Below are 25,697 nucleotides of genomic sequence, written 5' to 3'. Positions count from 1 at the left end.
TTTTACATTCTTACACCGAGTATACATACATCATCTATTTGCTCCAATTCTCCTTTCCATTCTTCAAATGCTTTTTCTACCAATTGTTTTTGTTTTTGCAGCGTATAAGATGACACGGAATGAAACAACATTTTTAACTGGGAACGTTTAAACTTTTTCTTTTTAGGTCCACCAAACTGATCCGAATAACCATCACTAAAAAGATACAACATGTCGCCTTTTTGCAGCTTTATTTCTGAAAATGTAAAAGGCCGTGAGATATCATCGATAAAATTACCAATCGGTTGTTTATCCGCTTTGTATTCAACACCTCTGTTATCTGTTCCGAAATAACTGATTTTATCTTTCCCTACATCAATCGTTTCGGAGGAACGCACCATCCACAATGGGTTGTTTGCTCCAGAATATTGAACAGTATTTAACTTTCGGTCTATTACACAGAGAGCGATGTCCATCCCATCCTTAATGGAACTATTATCAACCGTTTGATTAAGTGTTTTGTTTACATAACTATTTAAAAAATCTAAGACTTCCGCAGCAGTTGGATTCTTTAAATTATTCATTGCTTCATTTAAGCCATTCCGTCCAACAATACTCATAAATGCTCCAGGAACTCCATGACCGGTGCAATCCACCACTGCCAGATATGTTTTATTATTTCGTTCTTCAACCCAATAAAAATCACCGCTCACAATGTCCTTGGGTTTATACATTACAAAATGTTCAGGCAACAGGCTTTCAATCAATTCGGAAGGAGGAAGTATCGCCTCCTGAATGTGTTTTGCATATTTAATACTGTCAAGAATGTTTTTATTTTGTTCTTCCAAAAGTAAATTTTGAAATGCGATTTTCTCTCGGGCATTTTTATTGATTTTATAGCTTCGCCAAATAACAATAGCACAAATGACAACAAAAATCAAACTGATGAGAAAGACCAGAATAATATTATTTTGCCGACTAATTTGATCAGCCAGTTCACTTTCCTTCAACTCTTGCTTTAATTTTTCAACCTCTCTTTGTTTCTCAAACTCATAGGTCATTTGCATTGCAGTAATCTCACGCAACTGCTCATCACTGCTCAAGCTATCTCTGAGTGTAATGAATCGTTTGTAATGAAGATGAGCATTGGGAATATCTTTCAGTTGCTCAAAAATCAAGTATAATTTTTCGTGTGCTTGTTTAATTGAAAAAATACTACCCGCTTGCGTAGCTAAGGTCAATGATAAATTTGCGGTATCCAGCGACTGTTTTATTTTTTTCTGACTTAGCAAAGCGGTTGCTATATAATCCAAGGTGATAGCGACACTATTAATATCGTTCATGCTTCTCCAAAGTGCAATACTCCTTTGAAAATGTTCTAATGCTTTTGTTGCATTGTTTTCATAATTCAAATAATGTAGACCAATATTCTCACAAGCGGTGGCAATACCTCGTTCATTCTTATTTTCTTCATTGTACAACAATGCTTTCTGAAAATAACTCAACGATTTTGCAGGTTCATTTTTTTCCGAAAAAAGCAACCCAAGATTATTATAAACAGAGGCTAATCCACCGGTATTGTTTGTTTTTAGATGAATGGCTTCGCATTTTTTATAATACTCATATGCTTTGTCGTAATCCTTTTGAATTTGATTTAGAATAGCAATCCCATTTAAGGAGGTAGAAATCTGAACAGTATCTTTTACACTTTCTGCCAATGAAAGTGCTTGCAAACAATTATCTAAACCATCTTTATATGCACCTTTCTCACGGTACATCAATGATTTTCCATTAAGCGCTTTGGATAGTTTAGCTGGAAGGTTGTTTTTTTTATAGATAATTGCCGCTTTATCGTAGTAGGCAAGTGAAGAATCCAAAAGCCCTTCATTGTTATAGTAAAGCTTTGCTATTTTAATATAAATAGCAGCTTTAGAAGTGTCTGACTTCGAGGAGATAGCAACAGTCTTCAATGAGTCAATCTGTGAAAACAGCGAACTGATTGATGTAACAAAAACAATTGTAAATAGACTTCTTAGCATCTTTCAAATATAGGAAATACTTGAAAGATGTTGAAGGAAATTTTAGTATTTGAATAAGTCCATCAAAGCGTCTTCGAATCGAGCTTTCGGTAAAAAATTCCATTCTAAATCGGCATTCATTGGCACTGGTGTATCCAAGCTACCCACGCGCACAACAGGTGCGTCCAAGTTTTGGAAACAATTTTCATTAATGATGGATGATAATTCGCCTCCGATTCCACCGGTTAATGTATCTTCATGCAAAACAATTGCTTTTCCTGTTTTAAGAACAGAATTTATTATTGTTTCACGATCCAATGGCACGAGTGTTCTTAAGTCGATTAAATCCGCTTTTATTTCGGGATGATTGTCTAAAATTTCCATTGCCCAATGCACACCTAAACCATACGTAACAATTGTTAAATCGCTTCCTTCTCTAACCAAACGTGCTTTCCCAAAAGGAATGGTATAATAATCGTCTGAAATATCTTCCGTTATGCTTCTATACAATGCTTTGTGTTCAAAAAACATTACGGGATTCGGATCTTCAAACGCTGTTAACAAAAGGCCCTTAGCATCACTTGCGAATGCTGGATATGCAATTTTTAATCCGGGAGTATGGAAGAACCATGCTTCGTTACTTTGTGAGTGAAATGGCCCGGCTGCAACAGCAGCACCTGTAGGCATTCGTACAACAACGTCAGCATTTTGTCCCCAACGGTAATGTGATTTCGCCAAGTTGTTTACAATCTGATTAAATCCTTCTGTTACAAAATCAGCAAACTGCATTTCCACCATTGCTTTCATTCCATTGATGGATAAACCGAATCCACTTCCAACAATCGCGGCTTCACACAATGGTGTATTTCTTACTCTCCCTTTTCCAAATTTTTCTACAAATCCTTCGGTGATTTTAAATACACCACCGTATTCGGCAATGTCCTGCCCCATCAACACTAAATTCTCATGCTTCTCCATGGCCAATCTTAGTCCATCTGAAATCGCATCGATAAAGCGTTTATTTGTTTTATTCCCGGCAGGAAGTGTTTCATTGAATTCAAAAGGCTTATACATGTCCTTCAATTCCAATTCCGTATTGGGAGGAGGCAATGTTTCCGCATAGGCCAATTCTAATCCTTCTTCAATTTCTGTTTTAATTTCGGAGCGGAAGTCCTCAATCATCTTTTCATCCAACACACCTTCTTCCAACAAGTATTTTTCAAAATTATTCAACGGATCTTTTTTGCCCCAAATGTCCAATAGTTCCTTTGGAACATATTTCGTCCCCGAAGCTTCCTCATGGCCGCGCATACGGAAAGTAATTAATTCCAACAAAACTGGGCGAGGGTTTTTACGAATAGATTCAGCTAATCGTTTTACGGTATCATATACTTCCAACACGTTGTTCCCATCTACTTGCACCGCTTCCATTCCATAACCAATTCCTTTGTCGATAAATTGTTTACACTTAAACTGTTCGTTGCTAGGCGTTGATAAACCGTAACCATTGTTTTCAATCGCGAAAATTACGGGCAAACTCCAAACGGCAGCTACATTTAATGATTCATGAAAATCGCCTTCACTTGCACCACCATCACCAGAATACACCAATGTTACTTTTTCATTCTTTTTTAACACGTTGGCAAGTGCAATGCCATCAGCCAATCCCAATTGTGGACCTAAGTGCGAAATCATCCCTACAATTTTATACTCTTGGGTACCGAAGTGAAATGAACGGTCGCGCCCTTTGGTAAAGCCACTTGGTTTTCCTTGAAACTGGCAAAACAATCGATTTAAAGGAATACCACGAGAAGTAAAGACACCCAAATTACGGTGCATCGGCAAAATATACTCTTCTTTCTCCAAAGCCATGGCTGCACCAACTGAACCGGCCTCTTGCCCGATTCCGCTAAACCACTTTGCAATTCGTCCTTGACGGAGTAAAACCAACATCTTTTCCTCAATCATTCGAGGCTTTAATACACCTTTATAGAGTGCAATTAAGGTATCGTCTTTGTATTTTTTCCGATCGTAACGGATGGGGGATTCTGCAGTAATCATATTTTAAATGGATGATGTATGATGTAAAATGGTAAATGTATCGTTCTAAAATTCTTTCGTAAAATTATCAAAAATAAGCATACCGAATGGGGTTAATTTATCGTAAATTTGCACTATGATTCAACAACTAATCATATATATCCTTTTAGCATTGGCAACTAGTTATGTTGGCTATCGCATTTATGGCAGCATCAGAAAAAAACAAGCATGCGGAAAATGTGTATTGATGGAAGAAGCAAAGAAAAACTTACCACGCAACTAAATTTAATTTTTCATTTTTTCTTTTTATAATCCTAAAAATCAAAATGAATAATATTCCATTTCAAACCATCGATTGGACTTCAATCAACAAAGTTGAATACAAAGGAGAAACCGGAATTGCTTATTGGCAAACCATCGAATTTAATGGACTCCGAATACGATTAGTAGAATACACAAAAGGTTATTTAGCAGATCACTGGTGTGAGAAAGGACATATCGTTCATTGTTTGGAAGGAGAATTCATCACCGAATTAAGCACCGGAGAAAAAACAAAGTTATCGAAAGGCCAATCCTATATTGTTTCGGATGAGCTTAGTTCTCATCGCTCTGTTTCTGAAAATGGTGTTAAACTAATGATTGTGGATGGTGACTTTTTGAAAAACAAATAGTAAGGACTTTACCAGCTAAACAACTCTCGAATCATCGCTTTTCCCCAAGGATTTTTCCCAAAATCTTTTTCCAACTTGGTTTTCAATTCGGCAGTACCATACACTTTGCCTTTCCCTTTTTTAGGTACTAATAATTCCAAAGCCGGTTTCGTTATTTCAACACTCTTTGCAAAATAAATAACACCACCATCTTCTGTTGCTAGGCCTAAGATTGCTCCGGGCAATCCACAAAAACTCTCTGGACCAACATTCGGCATTATATCATCGGTATACCAAACATAAATACGGGTACTATCATTCATATTCCAGATTGCTTTTCGACAATTGTAGCCACTGATTACGCGTTTACTCTCTGTAATTTTCCAGGTGCGTTTCTGAATTGAATCTTGAACCGACAACTGTTCTCCCCATACACTTTTGATTGATAAAGTTGTGTTCGTTTTAAAATTTTGATACGTAGTATTTTTACTTGTTGCCCAACTCATGCGTTCTTTTAAATCGCTTTCCTGTGGCATAAAAACAGATAACGAATCGTTAAAATAAAGCTCAAACATATCTACCTTACTTTTATCTTCTTCTTTTAACCATTCTTTTACATCGTCATCTTTAAATTTTTTATACAAATTTGTTTTACGTTCAAACACAATTTTCCCTGCGGTGATTTGCGCCAAAGAAGAACCCGCAATAAAAACCACAAGCAAGAGTAACAGAATCGTTCTACCAATAATCTTCTTCATTGTCTTTTGTTTTTGTACTGTTAAACTTATAAGTCAGGCGTAATAAAAAATAACGAGAGATGACATTGGTTTTTGTATCTGTTATGACGTTATCCTGCACGGTACGAGTATTGCTGATGTTCTGATTCAAAAGGTCATTTCCTTCAACACGGAGAATTAGATTTTCATTCTTCAGGAAAGACTTTTGCACTGCTGCACCCCACACAATGTAATTCAGGTTATATCCATCAGCACGCTGATTGTTGATGGTATAAGTCGCTTCCGACTCAATAAGCATTTTCCATGGCAGCTTCAATCTGAAATCTGCACGAAACTGATGCTCTGAAAAAGGTTTATTTGCTGCAGAACTAAGCGAATTGGAAGGGGTTGTGCGATCGTAATTATAACTGACAGAAAAAGCCAAGGTATCAATGTCTAAATCAATGCCCAATCCGAGGTTCCAATTGAATGAATTAACTGTATTTTTTTTAGAGTTAATATAACTGGAATAATTATCATATGTTATATTCCCACTTGGTTGAATATTCAAAGCGCGAGAAAAGAAAGGAATACCTCCTCCGATGTATGCATTTGCACTATAATTTCCATCCACATTTACCGTTTGGGAAACCGTTCTACCTAAACTATCATACGTAACTGAATTAGCAAAAGCATTATCTGTAAGGGAATAATTAGCATTTGCCCAAATGTATTTCCCGCTGATAGGCTTGTAAGAATTAAAAGACATATTAAAATTATTGCTAAAAGTCGGAAGCAAATTTGGATTACCAACAATCACTTGATTCGGATTTGTGTTGTCAGGCACGGGTTGCAATTGATTAACACTCGGCTGTGCGGAGTTGGTGGTGTATCTAAAATTAAAACGGGTACTCTGACTGAAGCGGTAATTATATCCTAAAAACGGCAAAATATTGTTCACCGATTGTTTATAGACTTGATTGGTAATTAAATTAGAATTGCTGATTTCAACATTTCTAATACGGGCACCGAAGTTAAACGATTGTTTCTTGGTTTCATGAATGAATTTAATTCCAAACCGGTTGGTCATCTTTATATTTTCAAAATCGTTCGTCAAAAGAGAATCATAAGCAGAATATTCGCCATTGTAAAAGTTTAAAGCTTTTTTGTTTTGTTTAGACAGGTTATAGTTGAACAAATAATCAAATTCAAGTTTTATTTTCTTTGTTAATGGTTCTGTGTAAATGATGGTTCCATTATGCATTTGCGAATAACTGTAATTGTTTTTTTTCTGATCAATGCTGTCGTTTGTAGGAATAGAATCATAAGTAGAGTTGTAGGATTTCAAAAAACCATCTGACTTATTATCATCCAATGTGATGTTATAATTGATGCGGAACAAGCGATCGCGATTTTTAAATTTCCGAGTAAGTTTGGCTTTTGCATTCAGATTATACCCCTTCGCTGCATTATTATTCGAAACATTTGTCTGACGCATCAAGGAATCTTCATCTGTTAAAAATCGGGTAATTTGATTATTGTTTTGTTTCCCTGAATTCAACTTAAACTTTGGCTCCAATTCGAGTTCCGTAAGTGAATCCAGAGTTTGTATTAATTTTAAATTAATGGAATGACTCTCATTTCGTTGAAGATTTTCGTTCACGTTATCAGTTACATAATTTGTATCAGCGAGGAAAAATTGTGAACGAGTAGAACCGTTCGCTTGTAACTGATTGTTATTATAAGTATAGTTAACACCCAACTTTGATTTCTTTGAAATCCGATCGTTGAAATAGAAACCACTTTTTAACGTTTTAGGAACCCCTTGATTTTGGTTATTATTCTGATACCAATAGCGTTCTCCGTCCTCACCTTCAATCATATTCGATTCATTGTCGAGACCGTATTTATACATATCTCCCCACCCAAAAGTAGATTTAGGGGTGTTGCTCGCCAAAGCAAATACCGAGACTTTTTGAGAACCTTTAAATTTATTGGCCAAGACTTCACCTTCATGAAAATTCTGGAAATCGCTAGCTGCTGATACTTTTCCAAAATAACCTTTCTTGGCATCCTCTTTCAATTTCAGATTCATCACCTGAGTAGTTTCTTCTTCACCATCCCCGGCATTTTCATTCTTTTCTCATAAACCTGAACAGACTCAACACCAGTAGCTGCTAAGTTCTTGGTAGCAACAGTTGGATCGCTTCCAAAAAATTCGTCACCATCCACCAATACCTGGCTGACTTCTTTTCCTTGTGAGGTAATTTTCCCTTGGGCATCTACTTTAATTCCCGGAAGCTTTCGTAATAAGTCTTCAACAGTTGCATTTGGCTTGACTTTAAAAGAATCTGCGGTATAAATCAACGTATCGCCCTTGTAGTAAACAGGATCTTTAAACGCATAAATGATTACTTCTCCCAGTTGCTGGCTTTTAGGAGGAAGTATTATTTTTCCGAAGTCAAATTCAAAATTCGTTTTGCTACCAAACACGTAATAAGATTGTTCGGCAAATCTGGAGTTGGAAATAATCACTTGAACGGTATCAATGGGTAGATTCGCTAATTTAAAGTACCCATTTTCATCGGTGCGAGTATGAGCTACCAAAACGGAATCCTTAATTCGAATGGCCATTGCCACTGTATTTTTCAAAGGAGTTTTGGAGACTGTATCTTGAACATTACCGGAGATTGACATCTTTTGGGCAAATGAGGACAAGGAAACGATTATAAATAAAGAAAAGAGAAAGCTACGCATGTTTGTTTGAATATTGACCAAATGTAATAACGCAATTTGTATAATAAGATACAAATAACAATCTTTAACAAGTGATTAACAATAATAATTGTTAGGATTGGGGTATTTTGAGGAAGAATGGCAAAAAAAAAGAGCTCCAGGGATGGAACTCTTCTTTAAGTGATCGGTAAAAGAAAATTATTTCTTTTTTCCTTTTGCACCTGCAGCAGCGATTGAATCAGCTGTAGCTTGAGCTTTAGCAGCTTCAGCTTCTGCGAAAGCAGCAGTTGAATCAGCAGCAGCTTGCATTTTAGCAGCTTCTTCAGCAGCTTTAGCAGATTCTACAGCAGCGATTGAATCAGCAGTAGCTTTAGCTTTAGCAGCTAATTCTTCTGCACTTGGTCCGCAAGCAACGAATGTAAACATACTTGCTACGGCAACTAATGTAAATAATTTTTTCATTTTGTTTTGTTTGTGATTTTAATTAAAATTTCGGCAAATATATATTAAATTTTTCACACGAAACAAATTTTTTTAATTTTTTTTCGTTCCTCCCCCCACCCAAGGTCATTCTTTCGGCTGAATTCCTCTAAAAAACAATTTGAAAAAATGAATCTTACTATTATTTATTAGCTTTGCAAGCTATGCGAACAGGCGGTGCCAATTTACTTTCGTTATTAAAAAAAATAGGGCTATTGCTATTGGTATATAGCGTTTGCCGGCTACTTTTTTACTGGTTTAATCATTTCTATTTCTCCGACTTAAACTTTGGCCAGCTGGTCACAATCCTTTTTTCAGGTATACGATTCGACCTTTCGGTTATTATCCTTTCCAACAGCATTTTTATTCTTCTTTACCTTATTCCTTTCCCCTTCCGGGAGAGAATGCCCTATCGAAAACTCTTAATTTTCCTCTTTATTGCAATCAACAGTGCAGCAATATTGGCCAATTGTGTTGATTTGATTTACTTTCAATTTACCTTAAAACGAACAACAGCGGATGTATTTAACTTTTTTGGTGGCCAAATTGGGAATGACCTAGGGCGACTTTTGCCATTATTCCTTAAAGAATATTGGTATATGTTTCTTATTTGGATCCTACTATCTGTTGCTGTTGTGTATTTCTATAAAAAATCGGAAAAAGCATCTTTACTCGAATGGAACAAAAAAACATACTTTAACCAAGCAGGAATTTATATTTTATCTATCGCATTCAGCATTCTCGGATATCGGGGAGGCTTTCAGTTGGTCCCAATCAATGCAGTAGATGCCGCTGAGCATACAAGTGCTAAAAACATCCCCTTGGTCATCAGCACCCCTTTCAGCATCCTTAAATCTTTGGATTTACAGTCCATACAACCCACAACTTATTATACCAACGAAGCAGAGTTACTCAGCCAATTCAACCCCTATCATAAAGCCGAAACGGGTGAATTTAAAAAACTGAATGTCTTTATCATTGCTTTAGAAAGTTTCTCGAAGGAATATGTAGGAGCCATTAATGGCAAAACATCCGGGTGTTCCCCATTTCTAGATTCTTTGATTGGTGAAAGTCGCACCTTTGTAAATGCTTTTTCAAATGGAAAAACGTCTATTCAGGGAATTCCAGCAATTGTTGCCAGCACTCCAACTTGGATGAACGAACCCTACATCTCTTCATCTTATGGTAGCAATCAAATTTCAGGGTTAGCAGGTTTATTAAAAAAACAAGGCTATTATACTGCTTTTTTTCACGGAGGTACAAATGGAACAATGGGATTTGACGGATTCTCAAAAGTAGCGGAATATGATGCTTATTTCGGAAGAACGGAATACAACAACGAAAAGGATTATGACGGAAGTTGGGGCATATGGGATGAAGAGTTTTTACAATATACCGCAAAAACCATCAATCAGCAAAAACAACCTTTTTTCGCAACGCTATTTACACTTACCTCCCACCACCCCTATCATGTTCCAGAAAAATATGCGAAGCGCTTCAAAGAAGGCAAACTACCTATAGAAAAAACAATTGCTTACAGCGATTTTGCCCTGCAACGATTTTTTGAAACTGCAAAAAAAATGCCCTGGTTCAACAATACATTATTTGTTTTAGTTGCAGATCATACCGGGGTTACCCAAGACCTCTTTTTCCAAAATAAAGTCGGAAATAGCACGATCCCCATCCTCTATTTTATGCAGGGAAGCAACTTAAGGGGAATCGACTCCACCACAACACAACAAATTGATATTCAACCATCTATATTAGATTACATCAATTACCCTTCCAACTACTTTTCGTTTGGAAATAGTGTTTTTGAGACCACAGGTCAACATTATGCTTTTATGTATGCTGGCAATAATATTTATCAAATAATTGAAAATAATTATTATTTGGAATTCAATGGCAAAGAAACAACCGAGCTTTACTATTTCCCTAAGGATAGCGCTTTACAAAATAATGAAGTAGCAAAACATCCGGAAATGGTGAAAAGGTTAGAGAAAAAAACAAAGGCCATTGTTCAAACCTACCAGCAAAGTTTAATTCAGAATAAGATGCATTAAAAAGTTGCAAAAATTACGTTGCATCCATACTTGCCTGCCCATGATGATGCATTGCATATTTGCAAATTGAAAACATTAACCGTTATTTAGCATTCGAATGTCTAAAAAAACCATCTGTTTTATCGTTAACCCTATTTCAGGAATTGGTCGTCAAAAAGTAATCGAAAAACTAATTGATGAGCAATTGGATCGTTCACGCTTTGAATATGAAATTGCTTATACAAAAGCCGCTAAGCATGCCATCGAACTTGCAAAAGATGCTGCTTCACGTAATGTTGATATTGTAGTTGCAGTTGGTGGAGACGGCTCTGTGAATGAAGTCGGCAAAAGTTTAATCCACACATCAACAGCAATGGCAATTATTCCTACCGGTTCCGGAAATGGATTAGCACGACATTTGAATATTCCACTCCAACTAAAAAAAGCAATGCTCGTCATCAATGCTTGCAAAGAAACAACGATTGATACCATCCAAATGAATGATGAAACATTTGTGAATGTAGCCGGAATCGGTTTTGATGCTCATATCGGATGGGAATTTGCCAAATTCGGCAAAAGAGGATTTTCCTCCTATCTAAAAGTTATTACCCGTGAATTCCCTCGATACAAAGCACAAGATTTCGAGCTCACGGTAGCCGGAAAAACCTCCGTTAAAAATGCCTATTTAATCAGTTTTGCAAACGGGTCACAATGGGGAAACAATGCTTTTATTGCTCCAACTGCTGATATTAGTGATGGAATGATGGACATTGCCATTTTAAAAGATTTTAAATTTACAAATGCACTGTCAATCGGCTATAGATTGTTTAAAAGGTCGCTCGACAAATCCTCTTTCCTCGAAATTATAAAAGCACAAGAGGTGATTGTTAAGCAAAAAGGAATGATTGCACATATCGATGAAAAGCCGATTGAAATCGGAAATGAATTAAAAATAAAAGTGAATCCATTATCTTTGAAAGTGATTGTGCCTTAATAAAAACCAAGCAATAGTAATAACGTCATTACGAAGAACGAATACAATGAGTAAAAAAAATAACGAAGATGGGTTTGTCTTTTCAACCAACAAAGACTTCCAATTTAATAACGAAGATGAAACACCCATGCAATCACTTCCTCCCCAGCAACAAAATTTAAAAATTTACCTCGACCGGATGGGTGGAGGAAAATTAGTAACAAGAGTTAGCGGTCATGTTGGAAACATGGTTGATTTGGAAAACCTTGGCAAAACATTAAAACAAAAATGTGGTGTAGGTGGAAGTGTTAAAAACTTGGAAATATTGCTTCAAGGTGATCACCGCGACAAAGTATTAAAATTGCTCACCGATATGAACTACAAAGCGAAAAAAGCAGGTGGATAAAGATTGTAATCGGACGATAATAAATAAACAATCTATTTATGAGAGATTTTTTTGAACGGATTTACGAAGGAATGCAAGAAATGAGCGAAAATTATATTTCCAGATCTGTCATGGTTGCCGTTCTATGCTGTGTTGCAGGATTTATATTTATAATGGGAATGTTATTGATTTTCAACTAGCAGCTGGTCATGAAATTACTTTTTACCTTTTTGCTCCTCTTCTCTTTCGGTTTTTCTCAAAGCCAAACAGATTCAACGCACCGCATTAAAGTACATTTCCTTTATGGTTCAAAACCTCTAAAAAAATACAAAAACAAAACTGAAATGAAATACTTTGGTGGAATTCATGGCGGACATGTTACCATTGAAATTGACAGTATTGACTATGGCTTTTCTCCAACAGGAAGAGTGCATATGATCTCCCATCATCGCAATTGCCATAGCCAATATAACGGCAAACATACCCATAACCAACCTCCTTACCCGAAAGGGTACAAAGTGGTTTCTTTTACCATTCCCATTTCAGAGGAGCAATACAACCAATTAAATAAAATTCATTCTGATTATTTAGCAAAACCGCCCTATGATTATGCATTCTTTGGAATGCGTTGTGCAGCTGCAACGCAAGATATTTTAAGCCAAATTGGAATTGTGAAAAAGAAAAAACGTTTGAATACGATCTACACCACTTTCTATCCCAAGAAACTAAGAAAACGAATGTTCAAATTAGCGGAAGAAAAAAATTACATTGTTGATCAACAAACCGGCAGACCTACTCGTAAATGGGAAAGTGATTGAAACTTATTTCTTCTGTAATACCTTCGCATATAGCGCTTCATACATTGGCAATATTTTATCAATATCAAACTTCTTTGCTTGCTCGTAAGCATTTAGTTTAAATTGATTTAAGGTAGCATCGTCTTTCAAAATACGAATTGCATTCTTTGCCATATCATCTATATCTCCCACATTACTCATATAGCCTGAAAAGCCATCTACATTTACTTCCGGGATACCACCTGAATTTGTTGAAATAACCGGTACTTTTGCCGCCATAGCTTCCAATGCTGCCAAACCAAAACTCTCCGTTTCAGAAGTCAATAAAAACAAATCAGCAATGGCTAACACCTGCTCAGGGTTCACAATTTTTCCTAACGATCGAATGTCATGACATGTATCTAGCTCTCTACAAAGTTTCTCGATTGCCGGTCGTTCAGGACCATCACCTACTAAAATTAATTTTGAAGGAATTACTTTTCTGATTTTATCAAACACCCTTAACACATCATCCACACGTTTCACCTTTCTGAAATTAGAAACATGAATCAGCAAACGTTCACCATTGGGTGCATACATTTTTTTTGTACATACAGCTTCGTTGGGTTTGTAATCATCCAAACATATAAAGTTGGGGATTACAGTAATTTCCTTTTTTACACTTGGGAAATTTGCGTAGGTATCCGCTTTCAAACTTTCTGAAACAGAGGTTACAGCATCACTTTGGTTGATGGCAAAGGTAATCACCGGCTCAAACGAAGGATCTTTTCCAACGAGGGTAATGTCTGTACCATGCAATGTTGTAATAAAAGGAATATTAATACCTTGAGAAGCTAATATTTGTTTTGCCATATATGCTGCGGAGGCATGTGGAATAGCATAATGCACATGCAACAAGTCGAGTTGTTCATATTTTACAACATCCACTAATTTACTCGACAATACCAATTCGTAGGGTTGATATTCAAACAAAGGATAATCCGAAACAGAAACTTCATGATAATATAAATTACCTGAAAAAAAATCCAAACGAACAGGCTGACTGTACGTAATAAAATGCACCTGATGCCCTTTATCGGCCAAGGCTTTGCCTAATTCTGTTGCCACAACACCACTCCCACCAAAGGTAGGATAACAAACAATTCCAATTTTCATTCCAGCGAATTACAAATTATAACTAAATACTAATTAACGAATAAGGATTACTTCACAACACTAAACAACTGTTTTGATTGCATTTTTTTAGAATCTGTAATACTCAATATATAGGTTCCTTCTGCCAATTTAGAAACATCAACTGTAGATATACTTAATCCTGCAATCGATTGCATTACAACCATTGATTGTTTTCTTCACATCATGTCAATTATTTCAACAACCAAGTCTTCCGATTGTTTATTTTGCAATTCGATTGTTAATGAGGAAGAAGCAGGATTGGGATAAACGTTTTGGATCAGGACGGAGCTCTGCGCAAGTGGTTCATAGATACCAACCGGCATAACACAAACATTTGAGCAAGCACAATATGTTGTAGTACTAGCAATTGTTCCCAATGGTCCATCTAATCCTAACGGAGGGCTACCGGCATCGCAAATATCAACATGTGTACTTCCACTACCTAACGTACCGGTATTGTAAGACGCTCCAACAATGTTAAAACCACCACAACTAGAAACTCCCGGCCCTAAAACAGTTGCGGTGTTGTACCAATCTCTACCAATAGAAATCATACATGACGTAGTGAAAGTAGCAGTATTTGAATTTAAAAAATCACGATCTACATCCATATACCCGGAATTCGTAAATGTGCTATTGTAAGCATTGTAAAAATCGAAATTGATTTTTAAAGATGAGTTTGCATTGTTGTTAAATGTAGCAACAGAATCCCCAACATAGTCAGCCGTGATAGAACCTGGAATTTGTAATCGTTGAGCCGGTTGTATTTCCCATGCGAATTGCGGTCATTGTTCCTATATTATTCAAAACCGAAGAAGCATCCGTAATTAAAATACTATCGTGAGTTGCATTTAAATAATTATTAAAATCACCGCCTGCACTCACCATCAAATTACTCACATTCACTGACCCGTAATTGTTTAGCAGTCCACCATTCACCCAAAAATAAGGGGAGCTGATTGTTCCTTGATTACAAACCGTTCCACCGGCATTCACCGTAATTAATCCGCTTAGGTTTCCGGTTGGAGAAACACAAATTGTTTGTCCAGATCCGACAACATAATTCGTTGCATCGGGTCCCGAAATGGTTGTTGTGCAAGAAGTGCATTGCGCATTTGCTTCCATTGAGAAAGCTATAAATACAAATAATAAAAGTTTGAAGTAGTTTTTTGTTGTCATCTATTTTTGTTTTTTATTTATCGAATCAATGTTACCGATCCTTTAAAATCCAAGTATTCTCCTTTTGAATTTTTAAATCTTACAAGGTACACATATACTCCTAATTCTTGTTTCACACCACGATTGGTGCCATCCCATCCTTCATTAATATTTGTTGTAGAAAACACTTTTAACCCCCAGCGATTAAAAACAGAAAATTCATATTCAGTAAAATCAACAAATGTAGTTACGGGAATAAACACGCTATTGAATCCATTCGGGCGGAAAGCATTCGGAATATAAATAATCGGATCTTGATAGGCTTCTGCAATATTAGAAAGACTGTTCTCATTAAAACCATAGATGTTACCCATTCCTTCTATTGCTTCCACATAATAATTAAAAACTCCTTCACCTTGCAATATCATAGATACATCATCGGTATAGGTATTTACTCCTGAACCAGTAAATGGAACATTCGCAATCGGTGTTGGATCCATCACTCCATCCACTCCTCTATAGATGTTATACGACATTACATTGCCTGACCAATCTTCGTAATCATTCCAACTCAGGTAATTTAACAAATCTGTGCTATTCCCTATTGCAGTTAAAAGAATCGTTCTTCCGATGTTCGTTTCCAAGCCATCAAATCCACAGCTATCCACATTGATAATTTTATAATAATAACTGTTTTTGTCGGTTGAAACATTTATGTCGCTAAACAAAACAGGCGTTGATCCAGTTGCAGGAACCGTTCCAGCTAACGTGAACGAAGTATTATCCAGAGATCGCATAATTTTATAATTCAAGGTGGAAGCAGCGATATCAACGTGACAAGAAACATCCACTTGATCCGGATCAACCACACTTACTTTACGCAGATAAGAAAATACAGGAGGAACAGGAATTGCAGAATAAAAATTAATACGATTCGAAGAAGAAGTTTTACCTCCGGAAACATCAAAAGCTTCGACTTTAAAATAATAATTCGTACTCGCAGCCAAACCTGTAGATGTGTATGTTGTAGTTCCTGCAGCAACAGTCCCATCAAGGGTATACGGACCAGTTAATCCAACGGTTGAGCGATAAATGCGATATCCAGCCAAACCTGTTCCAATAACATTGTAGGGTGTCCAACTCAATGTAGCACTTCTTGCACAAATATCTGCAACAGCTGTGAGGTAAATGGTATTTAATGCACCACTCATCGGACTTAAATTACCACAGGTATCGTAGGCTGCAATTCGATATTGTTCAGAATCCAAGTCGGCATCCGACAATAAATAATTGTAACTGGTATTGGTAATTCCAAACACCGTATCAATCGCAATCCAAGCAGTTCCATCAAAACGATAAATGATATACGCTTCTACATCTGAAGAAGGATTGATATTCCAATTCATTAATGCATTGTTACTATCGTCCACACTCACGGTATCAAGAACCGGAATAATTGGAACAATGATATTTTGAAACAGCCCACCATCAATAGAAGAAACAGAAGTACAACCGGTCGCATCTGCAATTTCAACACGGTAATTGATTGTTTGGTTACATACCATAATCGTATCAATCATACTCAAGCCTGATGTTGAACCAATCATTGTCCAAACGCCTGCAGGAAATTCCTGATACACATTGTACACCCCTGTTGATGTTACAATGTTTGGTGTTGCAATTGGGTTCCAGGATAAAATGGCGGTTCCGTTACTCGGATTCACAACAGAAAGATGGATGGATGCAATGGTATCCTTCGGAGCATCATACACTTGTCCGCCACATCCTGAGCGCGTTTGCATATAATAATAAACAGGTGCAATATTCGCATTTGCGCCAACGTGTGTGTATGTAGTTTGTCCATACACAAAAATACTATCCAACAAAGTAAATGGTCCAGCGGCACTTGCTGTGGTAAAAATATGGTAGCTATTAAATGTTAAGCCGGTATCGATAGGAGTTGACCAAGTGAGTGTAACATCACCATTCGGCAATACCGATACACAGCGAGGTTGAGGCGACTCCACAATTGGCAAAGCAAGAATCGTTATAGAAACTGTTGTAATTTTTTCGGCCGGAGCCGGACAAAAATCATCTTTCGTTTTAAAAACAAATGTATAGGTATTTGAAAGTGTGTTGCAAGCCGTGTGGTCAGAGATATGATTGCAGCTGGTTTGCCAATTAAATGTTGTTGCGGCATTTACGGAGCCGGAAACAGGCGATGCAGGCGTAAGTGTGGCACATGGAGGATTTAAACAACCGGTGGAAGTGCTGGTAAACCCTGCACCAAATTGTGTTCCGGTAGCAGAGATGGTAATCGTTTGAGGTGTAATTCCATCCGCTAATAAATCTAAATCATTTCCTGAAATGGTAAAGTTCACTGCTGTTCCTGCCAACACGGTGTCTTGGTAGGTGGTAGTAGCAACTGTAGGCGGACTGTTGGTAGCACAAGGCAACAAAACAATTTGTATTTCACGATAAATTTCAGCCACAAGTTGCCCGCATTTCCATGCCTCCACTTTCACAACCGTCACAAAGTTTCCAATGGTATAGGATGTAAATGAAATTTCGCCTGTTGCAGGATTAATTGTTGCCGGAATGTTTGCAGGGTTTTGTAAAACTCCGGGTAACGGACTATTAAAACTATAGCCAGCAGATAAGGGAATTGGAGAAGGATTTGTTGGTGGATTATATGGACCAGAAAGGGGGGCATAATGTGTCAACGGTTCCGCCCAAGAATAGAACAAAGAATCCAAATCGGGATCCGTAGCATTGTGGTTATAGGTAAAGGGATATCCAACACAAATAACGGTGCTCGGACTTTCCAAAAATCGCGGAGAAGAATCGAAACAGGGGTTTGCATTTTGTCCGTTATACGCATACATAACCGCTCTTAAAGTAAAGCCATAAGCAGAAGCAGTGCTTATGTTTGAAATTGAATTGTTCCTACAGCAATCATAATAAGCAAATGTCCAACCTAACGACCCCGGAACACCAGGTAAGGCAATTGGTGCAGATTGAAAAACTGACTCCTGCACTGCCCCCAAAACCGGTGTTGTACTACCCGGCCAACCCGGAGCAGACTCTGCACCCAAACAGGAAATTGATGGTCCGGCTCCATTGCAGGCAGGAGAAATATCCGATTGAGAAATTAAATTTAAAGGAATAGAAGTAACGGTAGGATGATTGAATACCGATAAAGAAACAACAGAAGTAGTTGCGATACCATTACAATCGCGGTAAAGTTTCATGGTGAAAACATATTGTCCTCCACCCACACAATCCCAAGTGATTTCACCACCCATCAAATGCGATGCATTTGTTTTGAATGAAAACAAAGCAATAAAAACAATCAGAAAAGAAATTTTCTTGAACATTGAAATTGGTCTACTACCCCGAGGGGACCTGTAAGGCAAATTTACTTAAAATCTGTGTGTTTTGCCAACTATTTTTTACCTACAACCAGTTCAATCATGCTCTCCTTATCGAAATAAGTAGTGGCTAAATCACACAATTGAGATGCGGAAACGCTCTTAATAGTTGCAATGTATTTATCAAAATAATCATACGAAAGGTTATACTCTAGAATACCTTTAAAGCGCTCAGCCATGGCAAACGGACCATCCACGGATCGTAAGAACGTTCCCAATAGGTAATTCTTCACCAATTGGAGTTCATCTTCAGGAATCAGCTCGGTTCTTAAACGATTCATTTCAAAGTATATTTCGTCAATGGCATTTTTGCAAACATCTACTCCAACTTCGGTAGAAATAAAAAAGTATCCCGAGTTTTGAAGTGAAGCAATACCCGAACCAATTCCATAAGTATAACCTTTGTCTTCACGAATATTTGACATCAGTCGTGAGCCGAAATATCCTCCAAAAACAGTATTGAGTATTTGCAGCGATTGAAAGTCAGGATGGGTTTTATTAAACATTACCTTTCCTATTCGAATAGCTGATTGCAAAGCTTCTTCTTTGTAAATCAATTGTTCGCGTTGTTTTTCAGAAACAATTTGAATCGTATTCACTTTCGGTTGGCTGTCAGTTGACCAATCGGTTCCGCCAAAAAAGTCATTTAACAAGTGAAATACTTCTTCATCAATTTTCCCTGCTAAAATAATTTTACAATTGTTAGAGCGATAATATAGTTTATAAAATTCGTTCAGATAATTTCGATTGATTTTATCAAAATCAGGCTCTTGCACGTTGATTCCATAAGGATGCTTGGATCCAAAAATCAACTCGGTGAACCGTTTTCGAGCAACATTCGCTACCTTTTGATTGTTGACATGAAATTTTTGTTTTTTATTTATAAGATGAGTTTGCAATTCATCTTCCGGAAAAGTTGCATTTTTAATAACATCTTCCACAACCGGTAAAGTAGCTTTTAAATGTTTATTTAAGGTATACAAAACAACAGAAGCATTGTCTTGTGAAACCCCTACTTCTAAAAAAGCACCATAAAAATCTACGGCATCAGCAATTTGCGCAGCCGACATTTTAGACGTTCCTTCTTCGAGCATTGAGTTTACGGTAGCCGCTTGCAAGGGCATTTGTTGCTGAAACATTCCTGCTCCAAACAAAAATTCAATTTTAATTAACTCCTGAGATCCGGCATTAATTGAATACACGGGAATATTATTCTTCAACCGTTTTTCTGTCGCACGAATCATTTCGATTTTATCAACCGTTTTAAAGGAAGGCGATGTTGTTCTGTCTAATGTTTGCATATCTCTTATATCTTCGCTTTATAATACAATGTAGAGCAATTTTCTTTTCTGAAAATAATGTTTGCTTGCTCTTTAATTTGTTCTGCGGTTACCGCCAAGTATTTTTCAACTTCGAGGTTTACCATATTTGCATCACCGAGTAGTTCCGACACAGCAAGGTTTGCAGCTTTATTCAATACTTCAATTTCACCAAAAACATGAGAAGCTTCCATTTTATTTTTCACTTTCTGAAGCTCATCTTTCGCAACGAATTCGGATTTCATTTTATCTAATTCTTCATTAATACCTTGTTCAGCTTGCTCCATCGTAACACCTTTCGAAAGCTTACCGGAAACAACAAACAAACCTTTATCAAAGTCGCCCATTACATAAGCATGTAAATCGCTGAATAATTTTTTATCCTTTATCAACGTATTGTGCATACGGGATGAATTTCCACGCGAAAGAATATCTGAAATCAAATCCGTTGCATAATATTCTTTGTCGAAACGTGAGCACATGTGATACGCTTTGTAGATTGCATCGGCAGGAACATCGCGTTCAACCGTTAAACTACGAGCTTCTGTTTGTGGCGGTTCAGCCGGTAAATTGCGTTTATTTTCAGGGCCTTTTGGTATTGGCCCGAACCATTTTTCAGAAAGTTTTTTTACATCCTCCAATTTAACATTTCCGGCAACCACCATGATTGCATTATTTGGACAATAGAACTTTTTAAAGAAATTTTTTACATCCTGCATTTGTGCATTTTCGATGTGTGAAATTTCTTTCCCGATTGTATCCCATTGGTAGGGATGCACTTTATAAATCATCGGACGCATCAGCAACCATACATCACCATATGGTTGATTTAAGTAGCGTTGTTTAAACTCTTCAATAACTACGTTGCGTTGTACTTCCAAACTTTTATCAGAAAAGGCAAGGCTTAACATACGATCACTCTCCAACCAGAAACCGGTTTCTAAATTTTCAGAAGGAAGAGTTAGATAATAATTGGTAATATCATTGGTGGTGTAGGCATTGTTTTCGCCACCTACGCGTTGAAGCGGTTCATCATAATTTGGAATATTTACAGATCCGCCAAACATCAGATGTTCAAATAAATGGGCGAAACCGGTTTGATTCGGATTCTCATCGCGAGCACCTACATTATATAAAATATTGATACAAGCAATTGGAGTAGATTTATCTTCATGGTAAATCACTTTCAATCCATTCTCTAATTCAAACTTTTCGTATTTTATCATATGCTGATTTTAAAATTCATCCTCAAATTATATATTTTTTAAAGTCGCTTTTGCTTGATTGTATTCAGCAACAATTTCATCAATAATTTCTTTTGCTGATTTTATTTCTCTGATAAGCGCAGCAACTTGTCCGATTTCTAACTCCCCTTCCACCATATCTCCTTCAAACATACCTTTTTTAGCGCGACCACGGCCAAGTAATTTTGACAATTCATCAACTGAAGCTGAATTTTGCTCTGCAAGTTGTACATCTTCGGCAAACTTATTTTTTAATAAACGTACTGGAGTCAATTGTTTCAACATCAACTTCGTATCCCCTTCATGAGAGGTGATGACAGCATTCTTAAAGTGAATATTAGCAGATGACTCTTCAGAGGCAACAAATCGACTACCAATCTGCACACCATCTGCTCCCAAAGCCATCATGGCCAACATGGCTCTTCCGGTGGCGATACCACCTGCTGCTATAACAGGAATTTTAACAGTTTGTTTAATAATTGGAATCAAACAAAGGGTTGTTGTTTCCTCTCTTCCATTATGTCCACCAGCCTCAAACCCTTCAGCAACTATCGCATCCACACCTGCTTCTTCTGCTTTTTTAGCAAATTTGGCATTCGCAATAACATGAACCACAATAATTCCTTTTTCTTTCAATTTCGAGGTCCAGGTTTTCGGATTTCCAGCCGAAGTGATTACCACCCTAACGCCCTCATTAACAATAACATCCATGTGTTTATCCAAATCCGGATACAGCATAGGAACATTCACCGCAAAAATGCCATTATTAGTCGCTTTTTTACATTTCTGAATATGTTCTCGAAGAACTTCCGGGTACATACTTCCACTACCGATGACGCCCAAACCACCTGCATTAGTAACAGCTGCCGCCAATTCCCATCCGCTGCACCAAATCATACCTGCCTGAACAATAGGGTATTTTATCTTAAATAGTTCTGTAATGCTGTTGCCCATTTGAATTAAGTTTTTTATTTTTGCTATAGTTAAGTCACGAAGGTAAAAAAATATTATTTGGTTTTTTTCTCGATAATTTTTATAAATTTGCAAGATGCGTAAACTATTAGTTATATTATCATTGTCCGGTTTGCCGTTTATGGGGTTCGGACAATACCTATGGGATTTTGGTGTTCATGCCGGAGCTTCCAACTATTTGGGTGAAATGGGCGGAAAGTCTGAGACACGTAAAGATTTTATTGCTGATTTAAAATTATCAAAAACCCAATTTGCTGTGGGCGGTTTTGCTCGTTATAAAGTCAACCCTATCATCTCCGCAAAACTTGGATTGAATTGGAGCAGAATTGCAGGAGCGGATTACCTTTCAACAAACCCTGGTCGTATGGGGCGTAATTTGTCTTTCAGGAACGACATCATAGATTTAGAATTAACTGGTCAGTTTTTCTTCGTGGATGTTCCTGATTTAGGACATACTTACCGTTACAGAAACGATTTCAGAATGTATGCGTTTGTTGGTATCTCTGCATTTTATCACAGTCCAAAAACCTATTACAATGGTGCTTGGACACCTTTGCGTCCGCTTAAAACAGAAGGTGTAACTTACTCTCCTATTGGAGCAGCCGTGCCATTAGGATTAGGATTATACTTTACAATTGATAAGAAACACCGTATTGGATGGGAATTTAGCTGGAGAACGACCTTCACTGATTATTTAGATGATGTGAGCACAGTTTATGCTGACCCTTCAGATTTGACAAGTGCAGAGGCGGTTGCATTAGCAAACAGAAGAGATGAATTAGGGAATATGGCAGGAGTTCCTGACAGAGAAAATTACACAGTAGGATCTAAACGAGGAGACCCTTCTCACAATGACTCCTATATGACAACGTCAATCAATTACAGCTATATCATTAGAGGTAAAAGTTCTTTCTACCGTTCTAAATATGGCAGTATCTTCAAACATAAGAAATACAAGAAACGTAAGATACGTGCTAAGTTCTAAAATAAAAAAACCGAGTAATACTCGGTTTTTTTTATGCTATTATCCCACTATTTTTAAACAGAAGTACCAATATTTCTATTGGTAAACATCCTCAATAAAACCATATGTAAGTTGTTCTGCATTTAAAGCAGTAAAGACAATAATAAATGTATCAAACTTTGAAATATTTTTGCGTGTATCCTTTCTGGAAACAGGTCCGATGTACTTATTCTCTAAAGTATTTAAATCTCTATTATAATACCAAAATTCCGACTCAGGATGAAAACAAGAAGAATACACCTTTTTCCAAACCCAAGCATGCGTAAAACTATCACCAATCAACAAAAGCTTTTTATTATGAGCATTTGACTCCGATTCAATTTCCGATGAATAGAAATTATCTTGCTTCAATGGCAATAATAAGTTTCCAGCAATTTCCATATCAATATCATAAGACCATGGACGATTTATTTTTTTGAGTGTGATTGTATTTTTAATTTTAATATCGGTATTTTGACTCAAATAAGAGCAAATAGAATCGAAACATCGATTCGCGTAGGCATTTGTCCAATGAACACCACCTTTATTGAATACTTCGAACTGAAATTTATTTTTTTCACGAAACGCCAATTCATTAAAATCTATAAAGTTTATTCCTTTTTCTATAAAACCTTTTCTTAACGTCCAATAGAAGGGATAAATTTGTTCAACATGCTTTTCTTCAGGGAGATATTCACTAAAAGTGAAATTTTTATCAGGCGCGATAACCCATACAATATTTTTCCCTGCGGCTTTTAGTGAATCTTGAAATACTTTGTATTTATTTAAAAAAGATTCAATATAATCAGGTCCAAAATCTCTATCAGACATACAAATATCACAATACCTGAATAAATATCCTTTCTTTCCACTATGCACATCTTTCACATGCATCCGGTTAAAGAAACTATATTCTATCTGATGATGAATCCTAGTAAATCCGGGAAATAAACCGAAGTTAAAATTTAACGATTTTTCTGTTGTGTCCTGAAATTGTGAAGAGAAGTAATTCTCTGCAGTCAAACCAATAAATTCCGGTTCAGTAAAATATCCAGACAGATCTAAATCTTTTATCCAATTAAATGGCTTAAATGCCAAATGGAATAACAAACATAAAATCAAAAAGCCAAACAATATATTGTATTTTCTTTTCTGCATTAAAATCTAAAATAAATAAAGGGATTAAAATCTTGTCCAAGAATATAAGAAGAGCTCAATATTAGTAAAATCAAACTTAATACAAATAAACTATTGAGACGCCATTTATTGTGAACAAAAAGTGCATCATCATTCTGTACAATCTTATAATAAGAATGAATTAGTCCACTGAAAGAAAGTAACAAAGCTAAAGTAAGAGCAATGCCAAATCGAATATCAAGCACGTTCATGTTATCATGAAATTCAAATGAAAACATTTTTTTATAAACAAGCCACGACACATGCATGTCATCATTTCGGAACAACACCCATCCAATGTTCGCAATAAAAAAGGTATAGATGACTGCTAACCCATTTTTTAAATATCGTCCTAAAAACAATCGTTCTAGCATTAAAAAAAAGCCATTGTATGCTCCCCAAAAAATAAAGTTCCAACCTGCCCCATGCCAAAATCCTGAAATTATAAAAACGAACCAAAGATTTAAATACGTACGATAAACACTTCCTTTACTCCCACCTAAAGGGATATATAGATAATTGCGCATCCAATTTCCAAGAGAAATATGCCAGCGCCTCCAAAATTCAGTGATTGATTTTGAGATATAAGGAAAGTTGAAATTTTCAGGAATCGTAAAGCCAATCATCTTACAGATTCCAATTGCCATATCTGAATATCCTGAAAAATCAAAATATAATTGCATCGTATAGCCGATTGACATTGCCCAAGCAGTTAATGTGTCGATATTTTCAGCGTCCAACTTATACAACTCTTCAACCGTTTCACCTATCACATTCGCAATTAATACTTTTTTAGAAAGTCCGAAAATGAAACGTAACATACCGGATAAACGCATCTCGGCTGTGGCTTTTCTTTCGCCTTCAATCTGCCAACCAATCTTATTATATGGAATAATTGGTCCTGCAATTAATTTAGGAAACAAAAGTATATACGTCAAATAATTACTAAAGCTTTTTAAAGATTTGTATTCTCCACGATATACATCAATAACATACGTTAACGATTCGAATGTAAAAAAGGAAAGTCCTATTGGGAGAATGAGTTTATTCATACCGATCGGATTCACTCCTGAATAAAGAAGAATCGAATCTATAATACCTGTAAAAAAAAACAAATATTTAAAAACAAACAATAACCCGAGATTCATAATTAATGAAACATACAAAAATATTTTTTTCCGTTTTTTAGAGTCGCTTTTTTCTATTTGCTTTACCAAAATAAAATCCATAGTTGTCGTCAATAGAATCACAAATATGAATACAGGCCCGCCCCAAGAATAGAACAATACGCTGGCAAGAAGAATGGTATAATTTTTATATTTTGAGGGAGTTAAATAATAAAGCAACAAGAAAATCGGAAGAAAATAAAATATAAAAAGGGTGCTACTGAAAACCATTACGA

22 protein-coding genes are annotated in these 25,697 nt (G+C 36.5%); 7 read left to right on the top strand and 15 right to left on the bottom strand.

Annotation, left to right across the window (positions count from 1 at the left end):
* Positions 1 to 2 precede the first annotated feature (2 nt).
* Both IPP64_05510 and IPP64_05505 read right to left on the bottom strand, forming a co-directional pair.
* The gene (locus IPP64_05510) at positions 3 to 2,018 is read right to left on the bottom strand and encodes a tetratricopeptide repeat protein (GenBank protein MBL0328873.1); all 2,016 of its coding nucleotides are present in this window, start codon (positions 2,016 to 2,018) and stop codon (positions 3 to 5) included.
* Between the two features lie 42 nt (positions 2,019 to 2,060).
* Positions 2,061 to 4,058, bottom strand: a complete 1,998-nt coding sequence (locus tag IPP64_05505; GenBank protein ID MBL0328872.1) for a dehydrogenase E1 component subunit alpha/beta — start codon at positions 4,056 to 4,058, stop codon at positions 2,061 to 2,063.
* 115 nt (positions 4,059 to 4,173) lie between these two features.
* On the opposite strand from IPP64_05505, the gene IPP64_05500 reads away from it, so the two are divergent.
* Entirely contained in the window at positions 4,174 to 4,320 is a 147-nt protein-coding gene (locus IPP64_05500) for a hypothetical protein (protein ID MBL0328871.1), read from the top strand.
* A 43-nt stretch (positions 4,321 to 4,363) separates the two neighbouring features.
* Positions 4,364 to 4,708 (top strand): DHCW motif cupin fold protein, encoded by a 345-nt coding sequence (locus IPP64_05495; GenBank protein MBL0328870.1) that lies wholly within the window; start codon positions 4,364 to 4,366, stop codon positions 4,706 to 4,708.
* 8 nt (positions 4,709 to 4,716) lie between these two features.
* On the opposite strand, the gene IPP64_05490 is transcribed toward IPP64_05495, so the two are convergent.
* From IPP64_05490 to IPP64_05475, 4 genes are all read right to left on the bottom strand, one after another.
* On the bottom strand, positions 4,717 to 5,445 hold the full coding sequence (locus IPP64_05490) for a GLPGLI family protein (protein ID MBL0328869.1): 729 nt from the start codon (positions 5,443 to 5,445) through the stop codon (positions 4,717 to 4,719).
* Entirely contained in the window at positions 5,426 to 7,498 is a 2,073-nt protein-coding gene (locus tag IPP64_05485) for a TonB-dependent receptor (GenBank protein ID MBL0328868.1), read from the bottom strand. Before IPP64_05485 ends, IPP64_05490 begins: the two co-directional genes overlap by 20 nt.
* Positions 7,498 to 8,100: a carboxypeptidase regulatory-like domain-containing protein gene (locus tag IPP64_05480; protein ID MBL0328867.1), complete on the bottom strand. Its 603-nt coding sequence runs from the start codon at positions 8,098 to 8,100 to the stop codon at positions 7,498 to 7,500. Before IPP64_05480 ends, IPP64_05485 begins: the two co-directional genes overlap by 1 nt.
* A gap of 237 nt (positions 8,101 to 8,337) precedes the next feature.
* On the bottom strand, positions 8,338 to 8,601 hold the full coding sequence (locus IPP64_05475) for a hypothetical protein (protein ID MBL0328866.1): 264 nt from the start codon (positions 8,599 to 8,601) through the stop codon (positions 8,338 to 8,340).
* Between the two features lie 422 nt (positions 8,602 to 9,023).
* Between IPP64_05475 and IPP64_05470 the strand changes: the two genes are divergently transcribed.
* The 4 genes from IPP64_05470 (at position 9,024) to IPP64_05455 (ending at position 12,837) form a co-directional block, all read left to right on the top strand.
* Complete coding sequence (locus tag IPP64_05470) at positions 9,024 to 10,682, top strand: LTA synthase family protein (protein MBL0328865.1); 1,659 nt, start codon at positions 9,024 to 9,026, stop codon at positions 10,680 to 10,682.
* 97 nt (positions 10,683 to 10,779) lie between these two features.
* Positions 10,780 to 11,655, top strand: coding sequence for a YegS/Rv2252/BmrU family lipid kinase (locus IPP64_05465; GenBank protein ID MBL0328864.1), 876 nt, complete (start codon positions 10,780 to 10,782; stop codon positions 11,653 to 11,655).
* 46 nt (positions 11,656 to 11,701) lie between these two features.
* Positions 11,702 to 12,040, top strand: coding sequence for a translation initiation factor (locus tag IPP64_05460; GenBank protein ID MBL0328863.1), 339 nt, complete (start codon positions 11,702 to 11,704; stop codon positions 12,038 to 12,040).
* 188 nt (positions 12,041 to 12,228) lie between these two features.
* A complete protein-coding gene (locus IPP64_05455; protein MBL0328862.1) occupies positions 12,229 to 12,837 on the top strand; it encodes a hypothetical protein in 609 nt (202 codons plus the stop codon).
* A gap of 3 nt (positions 12,838 to 12,840) precedes the next feature.
* Here IPP64_05455 and bshA read toward each other — a convergent pair whose 3' ends face one another.
* The 7 genes from bshA to IPP64_05420 all read right to left on the bottom strand — a co-directional run bounded on the left by bshA (position 12,841) and on the right by IPP64_05420 (position 22,098).
* Positions 12,841 to 13,971 (bottom strand): N-acetyl-alpha-D-glucosaminyl L-malate synthase BshA, encoded by a 1,131-nt coding sequence (gene bshA, locus IPP64_05450; protein MBL0328861.1) that lies wholly within the window; start codon positions 13,969 to 13,971, stop codon positions 12,841 to 12,843.
* A 197-nt stretch (positions 13,972 to 14,168) separates the two neighbouring features.
* Complete coding sequence (locus IPP64_05445) at positions 14,169 to 14,603, bottom strand: hypothetical protein (protein MBL0328860.1); 435 nt, start codon at positions 14,601 to 14,603, stop codon at positions 14,169 to 14,171.
* Between the two features lie 109 nt (positions 14,604 to 14,712).
* Entirely contained in the window at positions 14,713 to 15,171 is a 459-nt protein-coding gene (locus IPP64_05440; protein MBL0328859.1) for a hypothetical protein, read from the bottom strand.
* A 17-nt stretch (positions 15,172 to 15,188) separates the two neighbouring features.
* Entirely contained in the window at positions 15,189 to 18,527 is a 3,339-nt protein-coding gene (locus IPP64_05435; GenBank protein ID MBL0328858.1) for a gliding motility-associated C-terminal domain-containing protein, read from the bottom strand.
* A 68-nt stretch (positions 18,528 to 18,595) separates the two neighbouring features.
* A complete protein-coding gene (locus tag IPP64_05430; GenBank protein ID MBL0328857.1) occupies positions 18,596 to 19,882 on the bottom strand; it encodes an insulinase family protein in 1,287 nt (428 codons plus the stop codon).
* Between the two features lie 5 nt (positions 19,883 to 19,887).
* Positions 19,888 to 21,126: an insulinase family protein gene (locus IPP64_05425; protein ID MBL0328856.1), complete on the bottom strand. Its 1,239-nt coding sequence runs from the start codon at positions 21,124 to 21,126 to the stop codon at positions 19,888 to 19,890.
* 27 nt (positions 21,127 to 21,153) lie between these two features.
* Positions 21,154 to 22,098, bottom strand: coding sequence for a DUF561 domain-containing protein (locus tag IPP64_05420; GenBank protein ID MBL0328855.1), 945 nt, complete (start codon positions 22,096 to 22,098; stop codon positions 21,154 to 21,156).
* 94 nt (positions 22,099 to 22,192) lie between these two features.
* On the opposite strand from IPP64_05420, the gene IPP64_05415 reads away from it, so the two are divergent.
* Entirely contained in the window at positions 22,193 to 23,101 is a 909-nt protein-coding gene (locus tag IPP64_05415; GenBank protein ID MBL0328854.1) for a hypothetical protein, read from the top strand.
* 75 nt (positions 23,102 to 23,176) lie between these two features.
* Here IPP64_05415 and IPP64_05410 read toward each other — a convergent pair whose 3' ends face one another.
* Complete coding sequence (locus tag IPP64_05410; protein ID MBL0328853.1) at positions 23,177 to 24,277, bottom strand: hypothetical protein; 1,101 nt, start codon at positions 24,275 to 24,277, stop codon at positions 23,177 to 23,179.
* Positions 24,277 to 25,692 (bottom strand): MBOAT family protein, encoded by a 1,416-nt coding sequence (locus IPP64_05405; GenBank protein MBL0328852.1) that lies wholly within the window; start codon positions 25,690 to 25,692, stop codon positions 24,277 to 24,279. Before IPP64_05405 ends, IPP64_05410 begins: the two co-directional genes overlap by 1 nt.
* Between the last annotated feature and the right edge of the window lie 5 nt (positions 25,693 to 25,697).

It is taken from the genome of Bacteroidota bacterium (assembly GCA_016722565.1).
Lineage (GTDB): Bacteria > Bacteroidota > Bacteroidia > 2-12-FULL-35-15 > 2-12-FULL-35-15 > 2-12-FULL-35-15.
The sequence above is the reverse complement of the archived record's forward strand: the minus strand, read 5'-3'. Positions and strand labels throughout refer to the sequence as shown.

Coding starts and splice junctions, on each gene's coding strand:
- IPP64_05510 (MBL0328873.1), bottom strand. CDS start 2,018: ATGCTAAGAAGTCTATTTACAATTGTTTTTGTTACATCAATCAGTTCG.
- IPP64_05445 (MBL0328860.1), bottom strand. CDS start 14,603: ATGGATGTAGATCGTGATTTTTTAAATTCAAATACTGCTACTTTCACT.
- IPP64_05425 (MBL0328856.1), bottom strand. CDS start 21,126: ATGATAAAATACGAAAAGTTTGAATTAGAGAATGGATTGAAAGTGATT.
- IPP64_05430 (MBL0328857.1), bottom strand. CDS start 19,882: ATGCAAACATTAGACAGAACAACATCGCCTTCCTTTAAAACGGTTGAT.
- IPP64_05480 (MBL0328867.1), bottom strand. CDS start 8,100: ATGTCAATCTCCGGTAATGTTCAAGATACAGTCTCCAAAACTCCTTTG.
- IPP64_05435 (MBL0328858.1), bottom strand. CDS start 18,527: ATGTTCAAGAAAATTTCTTTTCTGATTGTTTTTATTGCTTTGTTTTCA.
- IPP64_05455 (MBL0328862.1), top strand. CDS start 12,229: ATGAAATTACTTTTTACCTTTTTGCTCCTCTTCTCTTTCGGTTTTTCT.
- IPP64_05475 (MBL0328866.1), bottom strand. CDS start 8,601: ATGAAAAAATTATTTACATTAGTTGCCGTAGCAAGTATGTTTACATTC.
- IPP64_05495 (MBL0328870.1), top strand. CDS start 4,364: ATGAATAATATTCCATTTCAAACCATCGATTGGACTTCAATCAACAAA.
- IPP64_05420 (MBL0328855.1), bottom strand. CDS start 22,098: ATGGGCAACAGCATTACAGAACTATTTAAGATAAAATACCCTATTGTT.
- IPP64_05415 (MBL0328854.1), top strand. CDS start 22,193: ATGCGTAAACTATTAGTTATATTATCATTGTCCGGTTTGCCGTTTATG.
- bshA (MBL0328861.1), bottom strand. CDS start 13,971: ATGAAAATTGGAATTGTTTGTTATCCTACCTTTGGTGGGAGTGGTGTT.
- IPP64_05440 (MBL0328859.1), bottom strand. CDS start 15,171: ATGACAACAAAAAACTACTTCAAACTTTTATTATTTGTATTTATAGCT.
- IPP64_05410 (MBL0328853.1), bottom strand. CDS start 24,277: ATGCAGAAAAGAAAATACAATATATTGTTTGGCTTTTTGATTTTATGT.
- IPP64_05485 (MBL0328868.1), bottom strand. CDS start 7,498: ATGAATCTGAAATTGAAAGAGGATGCCAAGAAAGGTTATTTTGGAAAA.
- IPP64_05465 (MBL0328864.1), top strand. CDS start 10,780: ATGTCTAAAAAAACCATCTGTTTTATCGTTAACCCTATTTCAGGAATT.
- IPP64_05405 (MBL0328852.1), bottom strand. CDS start 25,692: ATGGTTTTCAGTAGCACCCTTTTTATATTTTATTTTCTTCCGATTTTC.
- IPP64_05490 (MBL0328869.1), bottom strand. CDS start 5,445: ATGAAGAAGATTATTGGTAGAACGATTCTGTTACTCTTGCTTGTGGTT.
- IPP64_05505 (MBL0328872.1), bottom strand. CDS start 4,058: ATGATTACTGCAGAATCCCCCATCCGTTACGATCGGAAAAAATACAAA.
- IPP64_05460 (MBL0328863.1), top strand. CDS start 11,702: ATGAGTAAAAAAAATAACGAAGATGGGTTTGTCTTTTCAACCAACAAA.
- IPP64_05470 (MBL0328865.1), top strand. CDS start 9,024: ATGCCCTATCGAAAACTCTTAATTTTCCTCTTTATTGCAATCAACAGT.
- IPP64_05500 (MBL0328871.1), top strand. CDS start 4,174: ATGATTCAACAACTAATCATATATATCCTTTTAGCATTGGCAACTAGT.